23 protein-coding genes and 1 pseudogene are annotated in these 23,193 nt (G+C 65.0%); 13 read left to right on the forward strand and 11 right to left on the reverse strand.

Annotation, left to right across the window (positions count from 1 at the left end):
• Positions 1-58: 58 nt before the first annotated feature.
• The 4 genes from NA5_RS20600 to NA5_RS20615 form a co-directional block, all read right to left on the reverse strand.
• Positions 59-910, reverse strand: a complete 852-nt coding sequence (locus tag NA5_RS20600) for an MlaE family ABC transporter permease (RefSeq protein ID WP_062988484.1) — start codon at positions 908-910, stop codon at positions 59-61.
• 4 nt (positions 911-914) lie between these two features.
• On the reverse strand, positions 915-1,679 hold the full coding sequence (locus tag NA5_RS20605) for an MlaE family ABC transporter permease (protein ID WP_062988486.1): 765 nt from the start codon (positions 1,677-1,679) through the stop codon (positions 915-917).
• A 296-nt stretch (positions 1,680-1,975) separates the two neighbouring features.
• Complete coding sequence (locus tag NA5_RS20610) at positions 1,976-2,893, reverse strand: 3-oxoacyl-ACP reductase (protein ID WP_062988487.1); 918 nt, start codon at positions 2,891-2,893, stop codon at positions 1,976-1,978.
• 44 nt (positions 2,894-2,937) lie between these two features.
• Positions 2,938-3,126, reverse strand: coding sequence for a ferredoxin (locus tag NA5_RS20615; RefSeq protein ID WP_062988489.1), 189 nt, complete (start codon positions 3,124-3,126; stop codon positions 2,938-2,940).
• 156 nt (positions 3,127-3,282) lie between these two features.
• Between NA5_RS20615 and NA5_RS20620 the strand changes: the two genes are divergently transcribed.
• Entirely contained in the window at positions 3,283-4,476 is a 1,194-nt protein-coding gene (locus NA5_RS20620; RefSeq protein WP_062988491.1) for an acyl-CoA dehydrogenase family protein, read from the forward strand.
• Positions 4,477-4,496: 20 nt separating this feature from the next.
• Complete coding sequence (locus tag NA5_RS20625; protein ID WP_062988492.1) at positions 4,497-5,603, forward strand: acyl-CoA dehydrogenase family protein; 1,107 nt, start codon at positions 4,497-4,499, stop codon at positions 5,601-5,603.
• A 154-nt stretch (positions 5,604-5,757) separates the two neighbouring features.
• Here NA5_RS20625 and NA5_RS20630 read toward each other — a convergent pair whose 3' ends face one another.
• Complete coding sequence (locus NA5_RS20630) at positions 5,758-6,507, reverse strand: helix-turn-helix transcriptional regulator (protein ID WP_062988494.1); 750 nt, start codon at positions 6,505-6,507, stop codon at positions 5,758-5,760.
• A gap of 47 nt (positions 6,508-6,554) precedes the next feature.
• Positions 6,555-7,166 (reverse strand): TetR/AcrR family transcriptional regulator, encoded by a 612-nt coding sequence (locus NA5_RS20635; protein WP_245672316.1) that lies wholly within the window; start codon positions 7,164-7,166, stop codon positions 6,555-6,557.
• An 86-nt stretch (positions 7,167-7,252) separates the two neighbouring features.
• Here NA5_RS20635 and NA5_RS20640 point away from each other — a divergent pair, with 86 nt between their 5' ends.
• The 7 genes from NA5_RS20640 to NA5_RS20665 all read left to right on the forward strand — a co-directional run bounded on the left by NA5_RS20640 (position 7,253) and on the right by NA5_RS20665 (position 13,226).
• Positions 7,253-8,011: a cytochrome P450 family protein gene (locus NA5_RS20640; RefSeq protein WP_245672317.1), complete on the forward strand. Its 759-nt coding sequence runs from the start codon at positions 7,253-7,255 to the stop codon at positions 8,009-8,011.
• Complete coding sequence (locus NA5_RS42340) at positions 7,981-8,397, forward strand: cytochrome P450 (RefSeq protein WP_245672318.1); 417 nt, start codon at positions 7,981-7,983, stop codon at positions 8,395-8,397. Before NA5_RS20640 ends, NA5_RS42340 begins: the two co-directional genes overlap by 31 nt.
• Positions 8,394-9,293 carry an SMP-30/gluconolactonase/LRE family protein gene (locus NA5_RS20645; RefSeq protein WP_157110544.1) on the forward strand — a complete coding sequence of 300 codons (900 nt, stop codon included), beginning with the start codon at positions 8,394-8,396 and terminating at the stop codon, positions 9,291-9,293. Before NA5_RS42340 ends, NA5_RS20645 begins: the two co-directional genes overlap by 4 nt.
• A 33-nt stretch (positions 9,294-9,326) precedes the next feature.
• A complete protein-coding gene (locus NA5_RS20650) occupies positions 9,327-10,436 on the forward strand; it encodes a cytochrome P450 (protein ID WP_062988500.1) in 1,110 nt (369 codons plus the stop codon).
• 70 nt (positions 10,437-10,506) lie between these two features.
• A complete protein-coding gene (locus NA5_RS20655) occupies positions 10,507-11,298 on the forward strand; it encodes an alpha/beta fold hydrolase (protein ID WP_062988502.1) in 792 nt (263 codons plus the stop codon).
• Positions 11,299-11,487: 189 nt separating this feature from the next.
• Complete coding sequence (locus tag NA5_RS20660; protein ID WP_062988504.1) at positions 11,488-12,462, forward strand: hypothetical protein; 975 nt, start codon at positions 11,488-11,490, stop codon at positions 12,460-12,462.
• Entirely contained in the window at positions 12,459-13,226 is a 768-nt protein-coding gene (locus tag NA5_RS20665; RefSeq protein WP_062988506.1) for an SDR family NAD(P)-dependent oxidoreductase, read from the forward strand. The genes NA5_RS20660 and NA5_RS20665 overlap by 4 nt, the downstream gene beginning before the upstream one ends.
• Here NA5_RS20665 and NA5_RS20670 read toward each other — a convergent pair.
• The gene (locus NA5_RS20670) at positions 13,199-13,813 is read right to left on the reverse strand and encodes a TetR/AcrR family transcriptional regulator (protein ID WP_062988508.1); all 615 of its coding nucleotides are present in this window, start codon (positions 13,811-13,813) and stop codon (positions 13,199-13,201) included. The genes NA5_RS20665 and NA5_RS20670 overlap by 28 nt on opposite strands.
• Before the next feature lie 100 nt (positions 13,814-13,913).
• Between NA5_RS20670 and NA5_RS20675 the strand changes: the two genes are divergently transcribed.
• The gene (locus tag NA5_RS20675) at positions 13,914-15,095 is read left to right on the forward strand and encodes an FAD-dependent oxidoreductase (protein WP_062988510.1); all 1,182 of its coding nucleotides are present in this window, start codon (positions 13,914-13,916) and stop codon (positions 15,093-15,095) included.
• Between the two features lie 41 nt (positions 15,096-15,136).
• Here NA5_RS20675 and NA5_RS20680 read toward each other — a convergent pair whose 3' ends face one another.
• Together NA5_RS20680 and NA5_RS20685 are read right to left on the reverse strand one after the other, a co-directional pair.
• The gene (locus NA5_RS20680) at positions 15,137-15,967 is read right to left on the reverse strand and encodes a thioesterase family protein (RefSeq protein ID WP_062988512.1); all 831 of its coding nucleotides are present in this window, start codon (positions 15,965-15,967) and stop codon (positions 15,137-15,139) included.
• A 91-nt stretch (positions 15,968-16,058) separates the two neighbouring features.
• Positions 16,059-17,708 (reverse strand): acyl-CoA synthetase, encoded by a 1,650-nt coding sequence (locus NA5_RS20685; protein ID WP_062988514.1) that lies wholly within the window; start codon positions 17,706-17,708, stop codon positions 16,059-16,061.
• A 103-nt stretch (positions 17,709-17,811) separates the two neighbouring features.
• Here NA5_RS20685 and NA5_RS20690 point away from each other — a divergent pair, with 103 nt between their 5' ends.
• Positions 17,812-18,588 (forward strand): crotonase/enoyl-CoA hydratase family protein, encoded by a 777-nt coding sequence (locus tag NA5_RS20690; protein ID WP_062988516.1) that lies wholly within the window; start codon positions 17,812-17,814, stop codon positions 18,586-18,588.
• Position 18,589: 1 nt separating this feature from the next.
• On the opposite strand, the gene NA5_RS20695 is transcribed toward NA5_RS20690, so the two are convergent.
• Complete coding sequence (locus NA5_RS20695) at positions 18,590-18,808, reverse strand: hypothetical protein (RefSeq protein WP_157110546.1); 219 nt, start codon at positions 18,806-18,808, stop codon at positions 18,590-18,592.
• Between the two features lie 368 nt (positions 18,809-19,176).
• Positions 19,177-19,593, reverse strand: coding sequence for a VOC family protein (locus tag NA5_RS20700; RefSeq protein WP_062988520.1), 417 nt, complete (start codon positions 19,591-19,593; stop codon positions 19,177-19,179).
• Between the two features lie 173 nt (positions 19,594-19,766).
• On the opposite strand from NA5_RS20700, the gene NA5_RS20705 reads away from it, so the two are divergent.
• Together NA5_RS20705 and istA are read left to right on the forward strand one after the other, a co-directional pair.
• On the forward strand, positions 19,767-20,756 hold the full coding sequence (locus NA5_RS20705; protein ID WP_062988522.1) for a sigma-70 family RNA polymerase sigma factor: 990 nt from the start codon (positions 19,767-19,769) through the stop codon (positions 20,754-20,756).
• A 1,046-nt stretch (positions 20,757-21,802) separates the two neighbouring features.
• Positions 21,803-22,993 (forward strand): annotated as a pseudogene (gene istA, locus NA5_RS20710) (IS21 family transposase); the annotation flags it as partial.
• Positions 22,994-23,193: the final 200 nt, after the last annotated feature.

A 23,193-nucleotide genomic window follows, 5' to 3' on the forward strand; every position in this document is an offset into this window, starting at 1 on the left:
CCGCGGCCCAGGATGAAGTGTTTGGGCCGCTTCCCGATTGCTTCGTTGCCATACCGCTCTACCCGGAGAGATGGAAGTTGCCGGAGGTGCCGTAGATGGCCAGCGAGATCAGCAGTGTCACCGTGACCACCGCGACCAACGAGGCCCGCACCGCATTGCCGACCGCGATCCCGACGCCGACCGGTCCGCCCGCGGCGTTGTAGCCGTAATAGGTGTGAATCATCATGACGGCCAAAGCCATGAAGATCGCCTGGGCGAAGGACCAGAGAATGTCACTGGGGATCAGGAAGGTGGAGAAGTAATGGTCGTAGACACCCGCCGACTGCCCGTAGATGACCACGGTGGCGAATCGGCTGGCAATGAACGAACAGATCACCGCGAGCGCGTACAGCGGCACGATCGCGATCATGCCCGCGAGCACCCGGGTGCCGACCAGAAACGGCATCGGCCGGATCGCCATGGATTCCAGTGCGTCGATCTCCTCGGCCACCCGCATGGCCCCCAGCTGCGCGGTCGAACCAGCGCCGATGGTTGCCGCCAAACCGATTCCGGAGATCACCGGCGCCGCGATGCGCACATTGATGAATGCCGCGAAGAAGCCCGTCAATGCCTCGACGCCGATATTGCCGAGCGAACTGTAGCCCTGTACCGCGATGGTGCCGCCGGTGAACAGCGTGAGAAATCCGACGATGACCACCGTGCCGCCGATAACCGCCAAAGCACCTGTGCCCATGCTGATTTCGGCAATCAAACGAATGGTTTCGGTCCGATAGTGCGTCAGTGCGCGTGGGATGGAACCGATCGTCTGCGCATAGAACACCGCATGTTTACCCACCGAATCGAGCGAATTCGAAAAACGACGCACTCGCCGCACGGTACGCGGGAAGCGGGATTGGATTACGAATGCCATCGCCTCACCGCGCCGCGAACTTGATGCCGACGGCGGTGACCACGACATTCACCACGAACAGGGCCATAAAGGCGAAGACAACGGTCTGATTCACCGCATCACCGACACTCTTGGGACCACCTTTGACATTCAGGCCGAGATAACAGGCCACTAGTCCGGCGATCAGCCCGAACAAACCGGCCTTCACTTCGGAGATGACCAGCTCGGGCAGATGGGTGAGCAGCGTGATGCCATTGACGAAAGCGCCCGGATTCACATCCTGCAGCAGCACCGAGAACAAGAAGCCGCCGACGATTCCGATGGTGCACACCAGGCCGTTCAACATCAATGCCACGAACATCGAGGCCAGCACCCGCGGCACCACCAGCCGATGCACCGGGTCGATACCGAGGACGCGCATCGCATCGATCTCTTCGCGAATGGTTCGCGCCCCGAGATCCGCGCAGATCGCGGTGGCGCCCGCGCCCGCCACGATCAATACGGTGACAATCGGCCCGACCTGGGTGACCGCACCGAATGCCGCACCGGCGCCACTGAGATCGGCGGCGCCGATTTCGCGCAGCAGAATGTTGAGCGTGAAGCTCACCAGCACGGTGAACGGAATCGCCACCAGCAGTGTCGGAATGATCGAAACGCGTGCGATGAACCAGGCCTGATCAATGAACTCGCGCCCTTGGAACGGACGTCGAATGCTGGCCCGCGCGACGTCGGCGACGAGTTCGAAGAATCCGCCGACTGCCCGCAATGGCACAGCAAGGACCTCGTTCATGCACGATCCTCCTTGCTCATCCTGCTGATTCCGCTCATCGCACGATGCCCCACCCCGGCCACATCGCCGCAACGATTAGAACATGTTCTCATTGCTGTAGGAAGCTTTTTGGCATATTTGAAGTGCCATTTTTCTCAAATTCGGCCCATGAATTTGTAACAGGTGTCATTTGAGGGTGGCCTAACCCTTTTGAGGCGTCACACACCGTTGACTCCCATGTCTACCAAGCGCCGCATCGGTGATCAACAACTGGTCGGATGATCAGCCAGCCTCCGATGGCACCTGCCATCACAGTGTCAGTTGTCCAGATCGATCAGAGAAGACGCTGAAAACGTACGCCCCGTCGGCCGCTGCGCGAAGTAACCGCCGAGCGTGGCGGCCAGATCATTTACCGACCAGTGATCGTCGGCGGCATCGAAGCGCTGTTCGACGACCGGCGCGGCCATCAAGGCGACCATCGGTCCGTACACCACGAACAGCTGACCATTCACCGCATCGGCGGCGGGAGAAGCGAGATAGGCGACCAGCCGGGCCACATGATCCGGCGAGAGCGGATCGATGCCGCCCTCCGGCGCCGCGCTGAAGACCGCCTCGGTCATCGCGGTTCGCGCCCGGGGCGCAATGGCATTGGCGCGCACACCGAATCGGGACAGCCCGCGCGCGGCGGACAGCGTCAGCGCGGTGATACCGGCCTTGGCCGCGCCGTAGTTCGCTTGCCCTTCCGGACCGAGCAGGCCAGCCTCCGAAGAGGTGTTGACGAGCCTGCCGTAGATCGGCGCGCCCGCCGCCTTGGACTTGGCCCGCCAGTAGGCGCCCGCGTTGCGGGTCAATAGGAAATGGCCACGCAGATGCACCGCAACCACCGCGTCGAAGTCCTCGTCGGACATATTGAACAGCATGCGGTCGCGAGTGATGCCCGCATTGTTCACCACGATGTCGACGCTGCCGAACGCCTCCTCGGCGGTACTGATCAGCGCATCGGCGGTCGCGCGCTCGGCAATGCTGCCCGCGACGAACTCGGCCTTGGCGCCGAGCGCACGGATATCGGCGAGGGTTTCGGCCACCGCGTCCGATTCCGTCAGGTCGTTGACCACCACCGACGCGCCCGCCCCCGCCAAGGCCAGCGCCTCGGCCCGCCCCAGTCCGGCGCCGCCACCGGTAACGATGGCCACCCGCCCAGCAAGGCTCACATCCGTGTTGTCTACATCACTCACGGGCCCGACTCTAGAACGTGTTCTCACCAACGGCAAGCCATCGGCTACTGCAACTTCAGCGCCGCCTTCGGGCATTGGGCGACCGCATCCTCGACATCGGCGAGCCGATCGTCGGGCACGTCGGCCGAGACGATGTGCAGCACGTCCTCGTCATCGAGTTCGAACACGTCGGGGGCGATTCCGACACAGATTCCGTTGGCCTCGCACTGATCCAGATCGACCGTGACCTTCATAGGAACTCCTTAAACGCGACTCTGGTCGAAGCGTAACAACACCAGGTCTTCTCGGGTACCGCCATTGTGCGGATTCGGTAGCAATACTGGAACATGTTTCAGTTCGTATGCAATGATCGGTTGACCGACACCGAACGAGGGGCATGAGGTATTGCCATGCGCATTGCGTACACGCCGCAGCAGGAAGAGCTCCGCGCGGAGCTGCGCGACTACTTCGCGCGGCTGATCACCCCGGAGCGCCGAGCCGCGCTCAGCGCGACCACCGGCGAGTACGGCCACGGCAACGTCTACCGCGAGGTGGTCCATGAAATGGGCCGCGACGGCTGGCTCACCCTGGCCTGGCCCAAGGAGTTCGGCGGCCAGGACCGTCCCACCATGGACCAGCTGATCTTCACCGATGAGGCCGCCATCGCGGGTGCGCCGGTACCGTTCCTCACCATCAATTCGGTGGCGCCGACGATCATGCATTACGGCAGCGAGGAGCAGAAGAAGTTCTTCCTGCCCAAGATCGCCGCGGGTGAACTGCACTTCTCCATCGGCTATTCGGAACCGGGCGCCGGCACCGACCTGGCCAGCCTGCGCACCACCGCCGTGCGCGATGGCGACGACTATGTGATCAACGGCCAGAAGATGTGGACCAGCCTGATCGCCTACGCCGACTATGTCTGGCTCGCGGTTCGCACCGATCCGACCGCCAAGAAGCACAAGGGCATCAGCATGCTCATCGTGCCGACCACCGCCGAGGGCTTCTCCTGGACCCCGGTGCACACCATGGCCGGACCGGACACCAGCGCCACCTACTACCAAGACGTTCGGGTGCCGACGAGTTCGCTCGTCGGGCAGGAGAACGGCGGCTGGGCGCTGATCACCAATCAGCTCAACCACGAGCGGGTCGCGCTGACCTCGGCCGGGCCGCTCATGGTCGCGCTGAACCAGACCATCGAATGGGCGCGCAACACCAAAGCGGGCGACGGTTCCCGGGTCATCGATCAGGAATGGGTACGGCTCAATCTGGCTAGGGTGCAGGCCAAGGTCGAATATCTGAAGCTGCTGAACTGGGAGATCGCCAGCCGGGCCGATGCGGGCGGGGATGCCGCACCGCGGCCGTGGGATGCCTCGACCTGCAAGGTCTACGGCACCGAACTGTCCACCGAGGCCTACCGCCTGCTGATGGAAATCCTCGGCCCGCAGGCCTATCTGCGTCAGGATTCGCCCGGCGCCGAGCTGCGCGGACGGTTGGAGCGGTTCCACCGCGCCGCACTGATCCTCACCTTCGGTGGCGGCACCAACGAGGTCCAGCGCGACATCATCGCCATGACCGCACTGAAGCAACCCGCCGCGGCGCGCTGAGCAGAAAGCAGGTAGACACCATGGACTTCACCCCCACCGAAGCTCAGCTCGATCTGACCCGCCTGACCGCCGAGGTCTGCGCCAAATTGGTCACCGCGGACCGGATCCGGGAACTCGACGCCGAGGGCCGCTTCGACGAACCGCTGTGGCAATCCCTCGCCGAGACCGGCGTATTGGCCGCCGCACTGCCGGAAGCGGTGGGCGGCGGCGATTTCGGCGCCCTCGAGCAGAGCGCTGTACTGCGTGAACTGGGCAAGCATGTCGCCGCGGTCCCGTACCTGTGGTCGATCGTGGTGGGTGCGGGTGCGCTCGCACGTTTCGGCTCGGACGCCCAACAGGATTGGGCGCGCCAGGCGGGCGCGGGCAGCATCATCCTCACCGCCGGGCTCGCCGAGGAACACAACTGGGAGCCGACCAAACCGACTACGGTCGCGCACGAGGCCGACGGCGGCTGGCGACTCACCGGCGCGAAGACCACCGTGCCCTATGCCGATCGCGCGGCCCGAATCCTGGTCCCCGCCACGGTTTCCGGGGCACCCGCGCTGTTCCTTGTAGATCCCGCCGATGCGACGGTGCAGGTGACCGCCCAGCGTGTGGTCGACTTCAGCGCCGAGTTCGGCGTCGAATTCCATGACACCCCGGCCGAATTGGTCGCGACGGTAGGCGACGGCGCGGAGATCCTGGACTGGATCCTGACTCGCGCCTGGCTTGGTCTGAGCGCGCAGCAATTGGGCACCCTGGAACGCGCACTCGAACTGGTCGCCGACTATGCCCGCGAGCGTGAACAATTCGGCAAGGCGGTGGGCAGCTTCCAGGCCGTCGCGCAGCGCCTGGCCGACGCCTACATCGACGTTCAGGGTCTTCGGCTCGCGGTCACCCAGGCCGCCTGGCGGGTTTCGGAGGATCTGGCCAGCGCGGAAGCGGTGCACACCGCCAAATTCTGGGCCGCCGATGCCGGACATCGGGTGGCGCACACCGTAGTTCACGTACACGGCGGCGTCGGCATCGACCGCGACCACATCGTGCACAACTACTTCACCGCCGCCAAGCACAATGAATTCGCGCTCGGCGCGGCCACCGATCACCTGCGCGCCATCGGCTCGCTCCTCGCGGAAACTCCTGCCTGACCCAGTAGTGGCCGCACCCGCATCGGCCCGCCGGACCTGCCACCGGCGGGCCGATTGCTGCGCGACGCAGCCGGTCAATCTCTTCGAACCACGAACGCCTTCGCATCCTGCCCTGGAGCTTTTGTAGCAGTGGTCGACCGGGTCGTTGTTCGGCCTAATTGTCCTCGAGCAACCCGACGAAAAGTTGTCGGGTCGGCTCGGGCAAGGTGGTGCGGAATCGTTGCACGTGGATTTCGAATGGCTTGCCGGTCTTACGATTTCGAAGCCGGATCGTCGGATCGCGGCGGCCGATGTGTACCCGGCCGGTATTCCACAGGCGGTGAAAGTCGGGCTGAACACCCAGCTCGCGCAGTAGCAGCTGGACTTCGGGTCGGGCACCGGCCCGGCCCGCGTAGGCGCGAAAACGCCCGACCATGAGATCGGCCTCGCGTTCCCATTCCTCGATCACCAGACGTGCTCGCGGATCGGTGAACATCCAGCGCAGCGCGTGTCCGTTCGGCCGCAGACCGGGGAAGGCCTCGTCGAAGGCGTCGTTGCAGTCGATGACGCGCCAACCGTCGTCGAGCGCTGCCGCGAGATGCGGAGTCAGCGCGTCGAGTGTCTTGCGCATGGGCGGGTGCACCGGGCTCGGCTGCGGTGCGGCGCCGCTGAATCGCTGCTGCGCAAGGTGATACAGATGGATGCGCTCGTCCGGATCCAGTGCGAAGACATCGGCGAGCGCATCGAGAATCGATGGGCTCGGGTTGAACGCACCGCCCTGTTCGATCTTGGCGAGATAGCCGACGCTGGAGTGGACCGCCTCGGCGAGCTGCTGTCGGCTCAGGCCGCCGGGATGCGCCGCGGTCGTTCGCTGCCGCCGCATCCGCACGAATTCGGCGAGCGTCGGCACCTGTAGTTCATCCATGTTCCTCCTTCGCGTCGCTGCCCATGGATGACGTTATGCCTTGCCGCTCAATCCTTCTGGACCAATTCGCCGCCCGCGACCTCGATGAGCGCACGGGCCGCGCGATTGATCCGTTCGGCGGCATCGTCGAGATCCGGCTGTCCGGCATCGAGCCAGGCGATCACCGCGTCCAGGATGAAGGTGGGGATGACCTGCGCGGCCCAGTCCTGCCACGGCCCCGCGGGCACGGCATCGGTGAGATACCGCTGCGCGATCATCGTCGAATAGCTGCGGACCATATCGATCACGTCGCGGAATTCGGGCTCGCGGACCGCGTGGCGGAACAGCAGCCGGAAGGCGTCCGGATCCGCGGCCGCCGCGCGCAGCAGCGCGGAAATGCTGGTGCCGTCCAGCTTTTCGGTGCCGACTGCGTCGCCGAGCCTGGTGTAGGCCCGTTCCAGCACGGCCCGGTACAGATCGGCCTTCGAGGCGAAATGCCGATAGAGGATGACGTGCGTAATGCCCGCCTCGGCGGCGATATCGGGCAGTCCCGTCCCGGTGAATCCATTGCGGGCCACGGCGCGAGTGGCCGCGGCGAGGATCTGCTCGCGCCGCTGGGCGCGCGGCATGCGCCGGACGGGTTCGGCCGAAGTCTCGGCGGGCGTTGGGCTTTCGGGCACGACATCACCTCCTTGTTCAAGTGGAATAGTACAAGCAATTATGTTTAAGCTTGCTTGTACAAGAGCTTGTTAGCAAGGAGTGAGCCATGACCACCGACTCATCGGAACTCGCATGCCCCTTTACCGGAACCGACGCCGCACCCAGCTCGATCAGCCGCGTCCGCACCGCGACGGGTGACGAAGCCTGGAAGGTCAGCGGCTATCACAAGGTGAAGGAACTGTTCACCGATGTGCGTCTCGGCCGCTCTCATCCGACACCGGAGACCGCGGCACGCTCATCGGAGTCGGTGTTCTTCGGCCGCCCGTTCGGGAACTTCGAGACCGAACCCACCGATAACGCGCGCATGCGCGGGCTGCTCAATCCGCTCTTCTCGGCCAAGCGAATGCGCGAACTCACACCGCGGGTGGCCGCATTCACCACGCAATTGCTCGACGATATGGCCGCAAAGGGCTCCCCCGCCGACCTGCACCGAGCCTTCGCCGAACCGCTGCCGCTGCTTGTCATCAGCGAACTGCTCGGGGTCCCCTATGAGGATCGCGCGCAGTTCCGGATCTGGAGCGAGGCGCTGTTCGACACCAGCGACGGCGCGAAGTCGGGACAGGCCGGGGCCGAATGGTTCCTCTACTGCAAATCGCTGGTCGAACGGCTGCGCCGGGAACCGGGCGAGGGCGTGATCGCCAAGCTGTGCGAGGTGCCGGACCTGGCCGACGATGCCATCGCGACGCTCGCCATGGGTTTACTCTTGGCCGGGCACGAGACCACGGTCGTCGAAATCGGCCTGTGCACTGTGCAATTGCTGCGGAATCCGGCGCAGTGGCAGAAGCTGGTCGAGCAGCGGAGCTAATACCCGCCGCGATCGAGGAACTGCTGCGGGTGCACGATTCCACCGCCTTCGCGCGGTATGCGCGCACCGATATGGAGATCGACGGCGTCACCGTGCGGACCGGCGATCTGGTGCTGCTCGACGTCGATTCGGCCAACCATGATCCCGAGATCTTCACCAATGCGCGCCAACTCGACGTGACCCGGGCGGAGGGGCAGCATCTGGCATTCGGCTACGGCCTGCACTACTGCACCGGCGCGCCGCTGGCTCGCATCGAATTGCAGGTCGCCTTCGGTCAACTGATATCCCGCTTCCCGACACTGCATCTGACGGTCGACCCCGATGAGTTGAAGGTGCGCGAGAACGTTGTCACCAAGGGCCTGACCTCGCTGCCCGTCGCATGGTGAACGCGGCACCGGCCGGCATCGCGATCGCCTGCGCGGTCGTCGGCGTGCTCCCGATTTCGGCTGCGGCCGAACCGGTTTCGTGCGGCACCGCCACCGCGACGATCGCGGCCGCCGCTGTCGTGCCGGATGAGGACTGGGCCGAGGGTTTGGCCTATGACGCGCACGGCGACCTGTGGGTCTCGCGCGTGCGACGCAACGAAGTAGTGCGCTACGACCCGTCCGGCCGGGTCACCGCCAGGGTCGCGGTCTCGTATCCCGGTGCCGTGAAACTCGGCCCGGACCAACTGATCTACGTGACATACGGGAACTTCCCGACCAATCTGGTACCCGGCTCGACCGGCGGCGGCGTCATCCGCATCGATCCATCGGCCGAGACGCCGCGGGCCGAGATATTCGCCTTCGGTCTGGGCATGGCCAATGGCGCCGCATTCGACGCGGCGGGAAACCTTTTCGTCGCCGACACCTCGACCGGCGTTGTCCGGATTCGGCCGGACGGCCGTGTCGATGCCGAATGGTCCGACCGGGCAAGGCATTTCGGTGCCGATGGCATTCTGGTCGACGGCGATGCGCTCTACGTCACGCTGTATCTCAGCCCGAACGGCCGCATCCTGCGCATCCCGCTCGACGATCCGTCGCACGCCACCGTCGTCGCGGATCTGGCGGCGGGCCCCGGCGCGCCACCGTTACCCGACGATCTCGCCATCGGCCCGGACGGCCTACTCTACGACGCCACCACCTCCGGTCGACTGGTGCGCATCAACCCGGCGGATCACTCGACGTGCACCGTCCTGACCGGCGAGGCGATGACCTCGATCGTCGTATCACGAAGCGACGAACGGGAATTCCTGGTCGGCACGGCGAGCGGCAATCTGCTGCGGGTGCGCCTGCCCGAATAACCCCCGAGAACTACGTAAGGAGTAACCGTGGACATGGGCTGCCCCGTCACGGGCGACACCATCAAGCGCACGCGCACCGCACTCGGCCACGAAGGCTGGTTGGCCACCAGCTACGCGCAGGTCCGGACGTTATTCGCCGATCCGCGCCTCGGCCGTGCCCATCCCACACCGGAAAACGCTGCGCGAGCCTCGGATTCGATGTTCTTCGGCGGACCGCTCGGCAATTTCGAGACCGAACCCACCGATCAGGCGCGATTGCGCGAGTTGGTGGTTCCGTTCTTCTCACCCGGGCGAATGCGCGAATTGCGGCCCAGGGTGGAAGAACTCACCACGCAGTTATTCGACGAGATGGCCGCGAAGGGCTCCCCCGCCGACCTACACACCGCCGTGGCACTACCGCTGCCGCTATTGGTCATCTGCGAATTGCTCGGTGTGCCCTACGCCGACCGCGATCAGTTCCGCGCCTGGACCGAGGCCCTCGGCGAACAGCACGATGCCGCGAAGGTACAGCAGGGTGTCGCCGGATTGTTCGAGTACTTCATGGCATTGGTCGAGCGCAAACGGCACGAGCAGGCCGATGACGTGCTGTCGCATCTGTGTGCCCGGGACGATCTGTCCGATCAGGGCATCGCCACGCTCGGGCTCGGCTTGTTGTTCGGCGGCCACGAGACCACGGTGGTCCAGATCGGCGTCGGCGCCAAACGGCTGCTGGAAAACCTCGACCAATGGCAGGCCCTGGTCGATGATCCCGAACTGGTACCGACCGCGATCGAAGAACTGCTTCGGACGGCGGATGCCACCCAGATGCCCCGCTACGCGCGCACCGATATGGAGATCGATGGCAACCAGGTGCGTATCGGCGATCTCGTGCTGCTGGATCTGACCGCGGCGAACCATGATCCGAGCGTCTTCACCGACCCCGACCGCGTCGACGTGACCCGAAAGGACGGCTCCCATGTGACCTTCGGCTACGGTGCCAGGCACTGCATCGGCGCACCGCTGGCCCGCATCGAATTGCACACCGTATTCAGCCAATTGCTGACCCGCTTCCCGACCATGCGCTTGGCCGTCGACCCGGCCGCCGTGCCGATGCGCACCAGCAGCTTCACCGGCGGTGTCGAGGAGTTGCCCGTGATGTGGTGAAAACCGTTGGTATAACCGGTTCTTGTTAGGCTGCTCCCTTCGGGGGACGCAGTCTGACAGGAGCACGGTTATGCCCTTCGTAACCTCCGCTGGCGCGAAAGTGCACTTCGTCGACAGCGGAGGATCCGGGCCCGCGGTGGTGCTCGGGCACGCCTTCTTCATGGATCACGAAATGTTCGCGAACCAGGTTGCCGCGCTCGCCCCGAAATACCGCGTGATCTCGATCGATGCGCGCGGCCACGGGCTGACCGAACACGACGGCGGCGCATACAGTTTCTGGGATCTGGCCCGCGATGCCTGGTCGGTGGTCGACCAGCTCGACATCGACCGGGTGGTCGTCGGCGGCGTCGGGCAGGGTGGGTTCACCGCGCTGCGCATGGCCCTGCTGTGTCCGCCACGAGTGGATGGACTGATCCTGCTCGGCTGTTCGGCGCAGGCCTACAGCGACGTGCAGCGGATCGGCTATCGCCAGGTCACCGATGCCTGGATCGGGACGGGGCCGTTGACGGTGATCGCGAAGATGGTGGCGGGGTTGATCATCGGCGGTGATCGGTCCGATCATCAACCGTGGCTGACCAAATGGTTGAGCGGTGACCGGGAACGCGTCGCCGCGGCTGCCGACTGTCTGATCAATGTGGACGACATCTCGGATCTCATCGGCGATATCACCTGTCCCGCACTATTGGTCCGGGGTGCCTTCGATCCGGCCTTCGATCACGACTCCGTGGATTTACTGACAAAGGGACTCGGCGGTCCCGCGGAATTCCACACTGTCGATGGCGCCGCGCACACACCGAATCTCACGCACGCGTGTGAAATCGACCAGCTGATGCTGCGCTTCCTCGAGGGTCTCGGCCGGTAGTACTACTGATAAGGGGTACTACCCGCCAGGGGGTGGCCAACGCCTGGTCCGGCGAAACTCTTGCCCGCCGGGACGCCCGCTTGGTGTATTCGATACGGCGGCGCCGCCAATTCCGTTCCGGTCGAACGTGATTCACAGATACGCGATGGGTGTCGCCGTTGTGCGACCCCGGCGTGGGTAGGACAGGCAATGAGGGTTTCTTTTCTGTTCGGCGGACAGGTCAGTCTGACCGCCGAACTCATCGATGAGTTCTGCGAGCGGTGTCCGTCCATCGCACTCGCCTACGAAGAAGCCGCCGCGGTGACCGGATTATCGGTGGACCGACTGCGCGCCAGGGAGCTGGCCGCGGAAATGGCGAGCGAACCGGAGGATCGGCACAGCCTCGGCGCATTGCGCCAAGCCGCCTTCGCGCTCGGTCTGGCCGAGGATCTGGCCTCAGCCGGTTTCGAACCGGAGGCCGCCGGTGGACTGAGCCTGGGTGCGCTGATCAGCACCTGTGTGGCCGGAGCCGTCGAGCGGCACGAATTGTTCGGCATGCTGCATCACCGTCGACTCGTACCGGAACTGCCGGAAGGTGTTGCCGCACAAGGGATGGGGCTGATGTACACGCCGATCGAGGACGATCCGGCGAACTATTACGGCGCACGCCGACCCGGTGTGCACCTCGCCGTTGATACCGGCCCGATCGATGACGTGCACCGATCGTTCGTGATCTCGGGTTATCTCACGGCGCTGCAAGAGATCCTGGCCGAAATAGCGGCATCCTCGGATACCCGCCAAATGTTCGTGCTGGACGCGTACAAGGGTGCGTTCCATTCGCCGTTGCAGCAGCATGCCGCGGATTTCATGCGCGGCTTCGTCGACGAGATGACCTTCCGGGATCCGAAATTCCCGGTCTGCTCCCCGGCACGGCAGCGCAGTTTGACCACCGCAGACGATGTCCGGAATTTCGTGTTGCACAACAATTTACAGCCCGCACGTTATGAGCCGTTGATTCAGGAGATGGACGTTATCGGCATCCGCGGCGGCCTGATCCTCGGCCCTGGCCTGCCGCAGCCCGCGGTTCGGCCCTTCCCCGTCGAATTGGTCGCCGAGCCGAACGATCTCGACCGACTGCCCGAGATCGCGCGGTTGCTGGCCGAGCGGGATGTGCAGAGCGTATGAAACGTTTCGCGCAACGCCGAGTGCTGGTGACCGGCGCGGGTTCCGGCATCGGCCGGGCCATCGTCCTGCGCCTGCTCGATGAAGGAGCGGAGGTGGTGGGCGTCAGCAGAACCGGCGATGGGCTCGCCAAGACCGCCCAGCTCGCGATGGATCAGGAGGTGGGCGACCGGCTCAGCGTCGCGTCGCTCGATATCGCGGACGAGGCGGCGGTTGCACAGACGGTCCCCGATCTGATAGCCGGGATGGGCGGCCTGGACGTACTCGTGAATGCCGCTGGGATCGTACGCATTTCGCATACCCACGAAACCACCACCGAGCTGTGGAATACCGTCCTCGGCACCAATCTGACCGGATCGTTCCTGGTGACCCGGAGCGCCCTGCCCGCACTGCTGGAGTCCGGGCGCGCGGTGGTGGTCAATATCAGTTCGAACGCGGCGTCCTATGCCGCGCCGTATCGCGCGGCGTACGCGGCGAGCAAGGGCGGACTGGAGGCCTTCACACGGGTGCTGGCGCTGGAGTACAGCAAGCGGAATCTGCGCGCGGTCTGCGTCTCGCCCGGCGGCATCGAGACGGCCATGACCTACAGCCTGCTGAATGTACCACCGGACATCGATCCGACCCTGATGAGCAAGATGGCTCCGGCCATCGGACCGCTGCTCGGCACGCCCGAGATGGTCGCCGGTGTGGTGGCGATGGTCGCCTCCGACGATGGCGAATTCATCACCGGCACAACGATTCACGTCGACGGAGGCGCGCACGTCTGAGCGCTGATCGGCGTCGATGTCAGGTAGCGCTGCAGGGTCGGTGCGATATCGGCGATGATCTGCTGACGCGTCAGGCCGACCACGGGCGGCAGCTGGAGCACATAGCGGCACAGTGCGAGCCCGAGCAGCTGGGTGACGATCAGACCCCCCCGGCGCTGCGCATCGGCCGGATCACCGAAGCGCAGCACCGCGGGCAGCACCTGTTCGGCGAAGATCTGCCGAAAGCGTTCACTCACCGCCTCATCGGTAATCGATGAGCGCAGCAGAATCACCAGCACCTTGTTATCGGGCTGGTCCTCCCAGATCGCCAGGAATCGGCGAACCAATAGCTCGCCGATGGCATCCGGCTCGGCCGTGGCGAGATCCGGCAGGTCGAGGCGCACATCGACGGCCGCGGCGAAGAGCCCATCTTTGCTGCCGAAGTAGCGCATCACCATCGACGGGTCGATCGCGGCGTCGGCGGCAATGGCGCGGATGGTCGCCTTGCGAAAACCCTCGGCGGCGAACCGGGCCCGCGCTGCCGCCAGGATTGCCGCGCGGGTGGCATCGGAGCGACGCGCAGCTGGTTGACCAGGCTCGATATTCATGCCAACAAGTGTAGGCCAACAACTGTTGACTTCCATAGCCGGTGGGCGCTACGGTTATGCCAACAAGCGTTGGCCCACAGATGTTGACCTAGGAGTTCCAATGAACACCACCCCGCTGCCGGAGACCACTTCCGTCGTCATCGTGGGGGCCGGTCCGGCCGGACTGACCACCGCGATCACCCTGGCCGACGCCGGTATCGAGTTCGTACTGCTGGACCGGCTCGCCGAGGGCGCGAACACCTCGCGCGCCGCGGTCGTCCACGCCAGGACCCTCGAGGTGCTGCGAGAAATGGGCATTGCCGAGGAACTCGTCGACCGAGGCATCGTGGTGCCGACCTTCCGAGTGCTGGACGGCAACCGCACACTGGCGACAGTCGCGTTCGGCGGACTGCCCACCGCATACCCGTACACCCTGATGGTTCCGCAGGACACCACCGAAGCCGTACTGCTCGCACGATTACGCAAGGCGGGCGGGGATGTACACCGGCCCTACCGGATCACCGAGGTGGTCGATGAGAACGACGGCGTCACGGTCGAATACGTCGACGGTTCGGGCGAGACCGGCACAATCCGGGCGGACTATGTGGTCGGCGCGGACGGTATGCACAGCGTCGTCCGGGAGCAGGCGGGTATCGGCTTCACCGGCGAGACCTACCCGGAATCCTTCGTCCTCGCCGATGTCCGGATGGACTGGCCGATCGCGCGTGACGAAGTGGCACTGCACCTTTCACCGGAGGGCGTGACGGTGGTCGCGCCGCTGCCGGACGACACCGATCCGAATCGGTACCGGGTCGTGGCGACCGTCGACGAGGCCCCCGAACACCCGACCATCGAGGACATTCAGACCATCCTGGACACCCGTGGCCCCGGCGGCAGCGTGAAAGTCCGTGAGGTGCTGTGGAGCTCGCGCTTCCGGGTGCACCACCGCGTCGCGGATCACTACCGTGCGGGCCGTCTACTGCTGGCCGGTGATGCCGCACATGTGCACAGCCCGGCGGGCGGACAGGGGATGAACACCGGCATCCAGGACGCGGCATTCCTCGGTCTGCTGCTGGCCCGGGTGGTCAACGGCGAGCCCGACAACGTGCTCGATACCTACGAATCGACCCGTCGCCCAGTGGCTCTCGGCGTCGTCGCCTTCACCGATCGGATGACGAAGATGGCCACCCTGCGTCCGCTTCCGGCGCGCGTCGTCCGCAATACCGTTATGACGGTGGCGACCCGGATCCCGGCGGTCCGGAACAAGCTCGCATTCCGCCTCGCGGAACTCGCGAACCGATAGTCCCCGCATAAGCGGCCCGCCCGGCAAGTGCCCGGCGGGCCTTACCTATTCGCGGCCTCGACGTGACTCATCCCGTTGGAGAAATCGACCTGGCGTTCGGCGTTCGACAGCGCGGTCACCACACAGGTCCCGAAGGATCCGTGCCGATCGAACAGCGTCGCGGTGCCCACCGCGATCCCGTCGGCGCTGATGTGCATATCGGCCTCGAGCCCTATTTCCACGCCCACGGCGGGCCGCGCGAGTGCCAGGGTCAGATCGGTATTGATGAATCCGATTCCGGCGCTGCCCCAATTGGTCATCATGCTGGTCCCCTCGCCGATGATGGTCGCACCGACGAATGCGGACGGCGTCTGCCCCTCGATCAACGGCATCGGCACCTGCCAGCTCCGTTTGCGACTGCCGTTCTGATGTTCACCGATCCGTGTCGACCACCCGTCGGCATGGGCGTCGCTGCCCCACATCGGCGCCCGCGGCAGATCCGTTGGCGGGGAGATCTCGATCGGCGGCGGCGCGGGTTGATCCTGTCGGGTCCACAACTCTCCCGGCGGCTGTGTCGACTTCTTCAAGAAGACCGCCGTCGCCCTGGCAACATCGGCGCCGTCCTGCATCAGCGCGGCATCCGCGACCCGGATCCGCCGCCCGTCGCGCACCAACTCGGTGACCACCTGGACCGGTTGCCTGCGCGTGGGCCGGAACAGATCGACGGTCAGCCTGGCGGGCACGAATCCGTCCCGACCGTGTTCGCTTTCGAGAGCCTGCGCCAGCAGTCCACAGATCGCGGGACCGTTGACCATATCTGGCGACCAAGCGCTCGCGGCGAACGGCAACGGCTCGAAGCCGAGCGCGGTCTCCTCGAAAAACCCCAAGCGCATTGCCAATTCGATCTCCTATTCCATCGGCGCACCGAAACGGCAAGGGCCACCGCGGATCGCGGTAGCCCTTGCCGTCGTTCGAGTAGCGGTACTACTTGCTGCTCGCCTCGGCGTGCTCGTCGGCCGGACGCTCCTCGGTTTGCGCCTTGGCCCAACGGTAATCGGGTTTACCCGCCGGATTGCGCTTGATCTGATCGACGAACCACACGCTGCGCGGCAGCTTGTAGGGCGCGATCTCCTGGGTGAGCACCGGACGCAGTTCGTCGAGGGTCGGACGCTTATCGCCGCGACACTGCACGACCGCCGCTACCCGCTGCCCCCACCGCTCGTCCGGAACGCCGACCACCAGTGCGTCGAAGATCTCCGGGTGGATCTTGAGCGCGCCCTCGACCTCCTCCGGGTAGATCTTCTCGCCGCCACTGTTGATGCTCACCGAACCGCGGCCGAGCATGGTGACGGTGCCGTCCTCCTCGACCCGGGCGTAGTCGCCGGGGATGGAGTAGCGAATTCCGTTGAACTCCTTGAACGTTGCCTTGGTCTTGGCCTCGTCCTTGTAGTAGCCGACCGGAATGTGTCCGCTGCGCGCGAGGAAGCCGACCTGCCCGGAGCCGGGTTCCACCGGATTGCCCTGGTCGTCGAGCACCTGGGTGGCCGCATCGATCTTCACCCGCGGACCACCGGTGTGGTTGGCGCCCTTGGCGACAACGGAAAGACCGCCGAAGCCGGTCTCGGAGGAGCCGATGGAATCGGTGATCATCCGATTCGGCAGTCGTTCCAGGAACTGGTCTTTGAGCGTCGGCGAGAACAGTGCCGCACTGCTGGCGATCAGATAGAGGCTCGAAAGATCATACGGCTCACCGGTTTCCGGATTGCCCTCGACCAGCGCATCCATCATCGGCCGGGCCATGGCGTCACCGGTGATGAAGATGAGGTTGATCTTGTGCCGATCGATGTGCTGCCACACGCCGTGCCCGGTGAACTCCGGAATCATCACGGCCTTACCGCCGTCGAACAGGCTGTGGAAGGTCGCGGTCTGTGAGCCACCGTGAATCATCGGCGGAATCGGAAACCGCACCATTTGCGGATTGCCCGCACCGGTTTTGGCCTGATGCCATTCGTCCTCGACGTATTCGCCGGTGAGGAAGTTGATGCCGCCGCCGAGCACCCGCCACCAGTCCTCGTGCCGCCACATCACGCCCTTGGGCAGGCCGGTGGTGCCGCCGGTGTAGAGCATGAAAATGTCATCGGCCGAGCGCTCGCCGAAGTCGCGCTCACCGGAGGACTCGGCCAGCACCGTTTCGTATTCCACCGAATCGGCTGCGGTCGCAATGGTGCCGGTCGTATCGTCGTCCACGACGACGACCGTCTTCAGCAGGGGCGTATTCGGGCGAACCCGGGCCACCCGGTCGCTGTAGCGGCGCTCGTGGATCAGCGCGACCATATCCGAATTGTCGAAAATGTACTGCAACTCGTTCTCGACGTATCGGAAATTCACGTTGATCATCACGGCACGCGCCTTGAAGACCGCGACCATGGCCTCGACGGCCTCGATCGTGTTCCGTGAATAGATGCCCACCTTGTCGCCCGGTTGGACACCCTGTTGCAGCAGGTAGTTCGCAAGTTTGTTGGCCCGCTCCTCCAGCTGCGCGTAAGTCACCTCGCGACCGTCGTCGGCCAGCGCTACGCGGTCGGGCATCAGATCGATGGCGTGTTCGACTAGGTCCGCTATGTTGTAGCTCACAGAGCTAAAAATAGAACGTGTTACTGTTTCTGACAAGGCCGAATTTGGCTGCCCGGCCGAATCCGCCGACCTGCCGCCCCCTGGAAAGTCAGGAGAAACAGCAATGCCAGATTGCCTCGTCGAGAAGCGCGATCACGTCCTCATCGTCACGATGAATCGGCCCGAGGCCCGCAATGCCCTCTCGGCCGAGATGATGGCGATCATGCGCGACGCCTGGGACCAGGTGGACAACGATCCCGATATCCGCGTCGCGATTCTGACCGGTGCGGGCGGTGCGTTCTGTGCGGGCATGGACCTCAAGGCGATGACCGCACAGCACCCCGGCGACAATGCGGGCAGCTTCGATCCCACCAAGTTGGAGGCGCTGCTCAAGGGCCGCCGACTCACCAAACCGCTGATCGCGGCGGTGGAGGGCCCTGCCATCGCCGGTGGCACCGAAATCCTGCAGGGCACCGATATCCGGGTGGCCGCCGAAAGCGCGAAATTCGGTGTGTCCGAAGCCCGTTGGGGTCTGTTCCCGCTCGGCGGCTCGGCCGTACGGCTGGTCCGCCAGATCCCCTACACCGTCGCCGCGGACATTCTGCTGACCGGCAGGCACATCACCGCCGCCGAGGCCAAGGAGATCGGACTGATCGGGCATGTGGTCCCGAACGGCACCGCATTGGACAAGGCCCTCGAACTCGCCGCGCAGATCTCGGCCAACGGCCCCCTCGCGGTGCAGGCGATTCTGCGCACCATTCGGGAGACCGAGGCCATGCCGGAAGAGGACGCCTTCCAGATCGAGGCCAAACTCGGCATGGCAGTCTTCCGTTCGGCCGATGCCAAGGAAGGCCCGAAGGCCTTCGCGGAGAAGCGCAAGCCGACTTTTACCGGGAGCTGAGCTAGGTTCGCGCCGAGGCGGGTCGACCGGCCGTCATGGATCGACCGGCCGTTACGGGTCGACTGGCCAACGCGGGTCGACCGACGACTCGGACCGACCAGCCGACACGGATCGGACCGACTGGCCGGTCGAAGGCACGCAGCGCGGCCCGCGCCCACGCCGTCTCGGCGGCCTCGGCCGCACCGATCTCCCCTCGACGCACCAGTTTCGCAATCGTCACCGCATGGTGGTCGGCGAGCACGTCGTCACCGAAGGCATCGAACCACCTTCGGAAGGCCGACTCTGGGCGGCTGGCTGGGCACGAAGGCCGCGTCCCAACACGGCCGACTGGCGACACGGACCGACCAGCCAACACGGACCGACCAGCCAACACGGCCCGACTGGCCGACACGGCCGACCGGCGACACAGACCCACTGGTCAACGCGGCCCGACTGGCGACGCCGATCGACCAGCCAACACGGATCGCCTGACCGACACGGCCGACCAGTCGTCACGGATCGACGGCCAACATGGGCCGAACGGCCGAGTGCGGGGCGACTGGTGGTACCCGGATCGCTGGGGCCACCATTCGATCGGCGTCGGATGGATCAGTTGCCGGGGTAGTCCATCCAGAAAGGCTCCCACTGGTGGCCATCCGGATCGATAAAGGTGCGGCCGAACATGCCGACCTGGGCTTCCTGGGCGCGGCGGTCGTCGTTGATTTCCTCGGTGGCACCCGCGGCCAGGGCGGCATTGGTCAGTGCGTCGACCTCTTGTGCGCTGGCCAGGGATAACGCGTACGCGCCGCCGGTGGTCGCGATCGTGTCGGCGATCGGGCGCTTGCTGAAGGTCGAATAGAAATCCTTGGTCAGCAGCATGGCGCAGATATTGTCGTCGATGACGATGCACGCGGCATTGTCATCGGTGAAGTCCTGATTCACCTTCCAGCCGATCGCCTCGTAGAAGTCCTTGGACCGGCCCAGGTCGGCGACGGGAAGGTTGATGAAGATCATCTTGCTGGGCATGCGGGATCCCTTACGTCGGCTTCGGCGGCTTCTATGTAGTGACGGTGCGAGCACGCGAAACTCATCGGTTCCAGGCGCTGTGTGGCCGAACACATCTGTCGATGATCTTGAAGCTGCAGGTAGAGCCATTTCGGGTCTCGAATGTGTCGGTGGGCTGTGGCAGGGTGACACCCATGAACGACTCCGTCGGCCTCACCCCGGACGTCCTCGATTCCTTCGAAGGACACCGGCGGGAACTGTGCGCGTACGCCTATCGCATGCTCGGCTCGTCCTTCGAAGCGGAGGACGCGGTACAGGAAACCTTCACCCGCGCCTGGAAGTCCTACGACTCGTTCGAGGGTCGCGCCAGCTTACGGTCCTGGCTATACAAGATCACTACCAATGTCTGCCTCGATATGCTCGACGGCCCACAACGGCGGGCCAGGCCGATGGATCTGTCCGGTCCGTCGCGACCGGATTCGCCGATGCCGATGCCGCAGCCGGATTACGTCTGGATCGAACCGATCCCGAACGCACTGGCATTCGGGTCGGATCCGGCCGAGCACGCCTCGGCCAAGGACACACTGCGGCTGGCCTTCGTCGCGGCCTGTCAACATCTGCCCGCAACCCAGCGCGCCATTCTGATCATGCGCGAAGTGCTGCGGTTCTCGGCCAGCGAGACGGCCGAGGCGCTCACCATGTCGCCCGCCTCGGTGAACAGCGCACTGCAACGGGCCAGGGCCACCATGTCGAAGGTGCAGCCCACGGCCACCGACACCTATGACGAATCCGATGACGATCAACGCAAACTCGTCGACAATTTCGTCAAGGCCTTCGAGGCCTATGACATGGACACCTTGACCACCCTGCTGAAAACCGATGTGGCACTGTCCATGCCGCCGATCGAACTGTGGGTCTCGGGCCCCGAGAACGTGGCCGCGTTCATGCTCGGCCACGGCAAAGGCTGCCGCGATTCCCGCATGATCCGCTTGGAAGGCGCCAACGGCCTGCCCGCCTTCGGCCACTACAAGCCGAGTGAAACCGAACCGGGCGTCTGGGTGCCATGGTCCATCACGGTGCTGGAACTCGATGGCGACTCGATCGCCGGACTCAACTTCTTCCTCGACACCGAAAAGCTGTTCCCCCTCTTCGGCTTGGCCCCGGAGCTGCGCGAAACTGCCTGAAGGGGAGGGTGTTCCGCCGCGCCGGGGATGGGGAGGGTTGGCAGAGGAGACGGCGGTCGGTTGGGCGGGAGGGTTGCCGAGCGAGGGAGCAGGCCGGGCGAGGAGGCCCGGCGAGGAAGCAGACCCGACGCGCAGGCCAGGCGAGGGAGCAGACCCGACGACCAAGCCAGGCGAGGAAGCAAGCTCGACCAGCAAGCCAGGCGAGCAAGCAAAACCGACGACCAAGCCAGGCGAGGAAGCAAGCCCGACCAGCAAACCAGGCGAGCAAGCAAAACCGACGACCAAGCCAGGCGAGGAAGCAAGCCCGACCAGCAAACCAGGCGAGGAAGCAGACCCGACGGCCAGGCCGGGTGAGGAGGCAAGCTCGACCAGCAGGCCAGGCGAGGAAGCAAAACCGACGACCAGGCCCGGCGAGGAAGCCGACCCGACGACCGAGCAGACCCGACGAGAGGCAGGTAGTCCGGGCCAGCGGACGAACGATCCGAACCCCGCGAAGAACAGCCAACCCTGAAGCACTCCAGACCAAACCGTGCCAACCACACCGAACCAGCGCACACACGCCCCCTCACGCACAGCCTGTGAGCCTCCCGCACAAGCAGTGGCCATCGCGCACAACGTATACCTTGTGCGCGATAGTCACTGGATATGCGACAGCATCTGGCGAGGTGACCAGGAGGCCGCGCGCAGGCCGGACCTGTGGACGAACAAGACAAATCCGCAACGGACAGCTGAGCGAAGGGGCGAACCGGCCAGCCGAGGCGCGCAGACCCGACCGCGGACACGCGCCGCCGTCCTGCACTCCCGGTGAACGCCGCGCAGCGCCTGCGGCTGTCGCGCAGACGGCGAACCGGGTAACCGCGCGCCCGCCACGCACAGCGTATGAGCTTCCCGCACAAGCAATGGCTATCGCGCACAACGTATACCCTCTGCGCGATAGCCACTGGGTATGCGATAGCAGCTCGATGCCTGTCAGCGCTCTTCGAAAACCTGGCCACTAGCGCTCTTTGAAAATCGGCCACCCATCCACGATCGGAAGGGTGATCTCAGTGCAGGATTGGGCGCAGATCAGGTATCTCCATGCGAGCGAGGGCCTGTCGATGCGGGCGATCGCGACCAGGTTGGGGATCTCGCGGGACACGGTTTCGCGGGCGATCAAGTCGGACTCGCCTCCGCGGTATCAGCGGGTGGCGGGTCCCTCGGCGTTCGATGAGTTCGAGCCGCTGGTGCGGGCGTTGTTGGCGGAGTTCCCGGTGATGCCGGCGGCGGTGATCGCCGAGCGGGTGGGCTGGTCGGGGTCGGCGTCGTGGTTTCGTAAGAAGGTCGCCGAGCTGCGCCCGGAGTACGCGCCGAAGGATCCAGCTGATCGGCTTGAGTATCGACCTGGTGATCAGGCGCAGTGTGATCTGTGGTTCCCGCCGACACCGATTCCGTTGGGCGCCGGGCAGATCGGAACACCGCCGGTTCTGGTGATCGTGGCGTCGTTCTCGCGGTTCATCACCGCGATGATGATCCCGACGCGGACGACGGCGGATCTGCTGGCCGGGATGTGGTCGCTGCTGTCGGGACAGTTGGGCAAGGTGCCGCGAAGATTGTTGTGGGACAACGAATCCGGTATCGGCAAGGGCGGGCATCTGGCGGCCGGGGTGGCCGCGTTCACCGGGATGCTGGCCACCCGCATCATCCAGTGCAAACCGTTCGACCCGGAATCGAAGGGCATCGTCGAACGCGTCAACGGCTATCTGGAAACCTCGTTCCTGCCAGGCCGGTCATTCGATTCACCAACCGATTTCAACACCCAGCTCACCGAGTGGCTGCCGATCGCGAACACTCGACACGTTCGGCGCATCGCCGCCAGCCCAGCCGAGTTGATCGCCACCGACCGGGCGGCGATGACAGCGTTGCCGCCGATCAGCCCTGCGGTCGGGTTCACCCACCGGGCCCGGTTGCCGCGGGACTACTACCTGCGGGTTCTAGGCAACGACTACTCGGTCGACCCGACCGTGATCGGCCGGATGATCGACGTTCATGCCGATCTGGATACCGTCACCGCCCGCTGCGAAGGACTGCTCGTCGCCACTCACCGCAGAGCGTGGTCGAAAGCGTTGACCATCACCGATCCTGCCCATGTCGAGACAGCGGCGCGGCTGCGAGAAGCATTCGGACACAAGCGATCCCCAACAGAGAGCGATGACGGTGGATTGGTGCGCAACCTCGCCGACTACGACGCCCGTTTCGGCGGGCGCCCGCGACCGTCTCGCATACCCTCCGAGCATGTCGCACGATGTGTGAGCCTCCCGCACAGGCAGTGGCTATCGCGCACAACGTATAGCCTCTGCGCGATAGTCACTGGATGTGCGACAGCAACACATGCCGCGCAAGTCCGTCCGCAGGGCGCGAAAACGTCTGCGGCACAAGTGATGACAACGACGGTGCAGCC

Origin of the sequence: Nocardia anaemiae NBRC 100462, from assembly GCF_001612725.1 — a bacterium.
Classification (GTDB): Bacteria; Actinomycetota; Actinomycetes; order Mycobacteriales; family Mycobacteriaceae; genus Nocardia; species Nocardia anaemiae.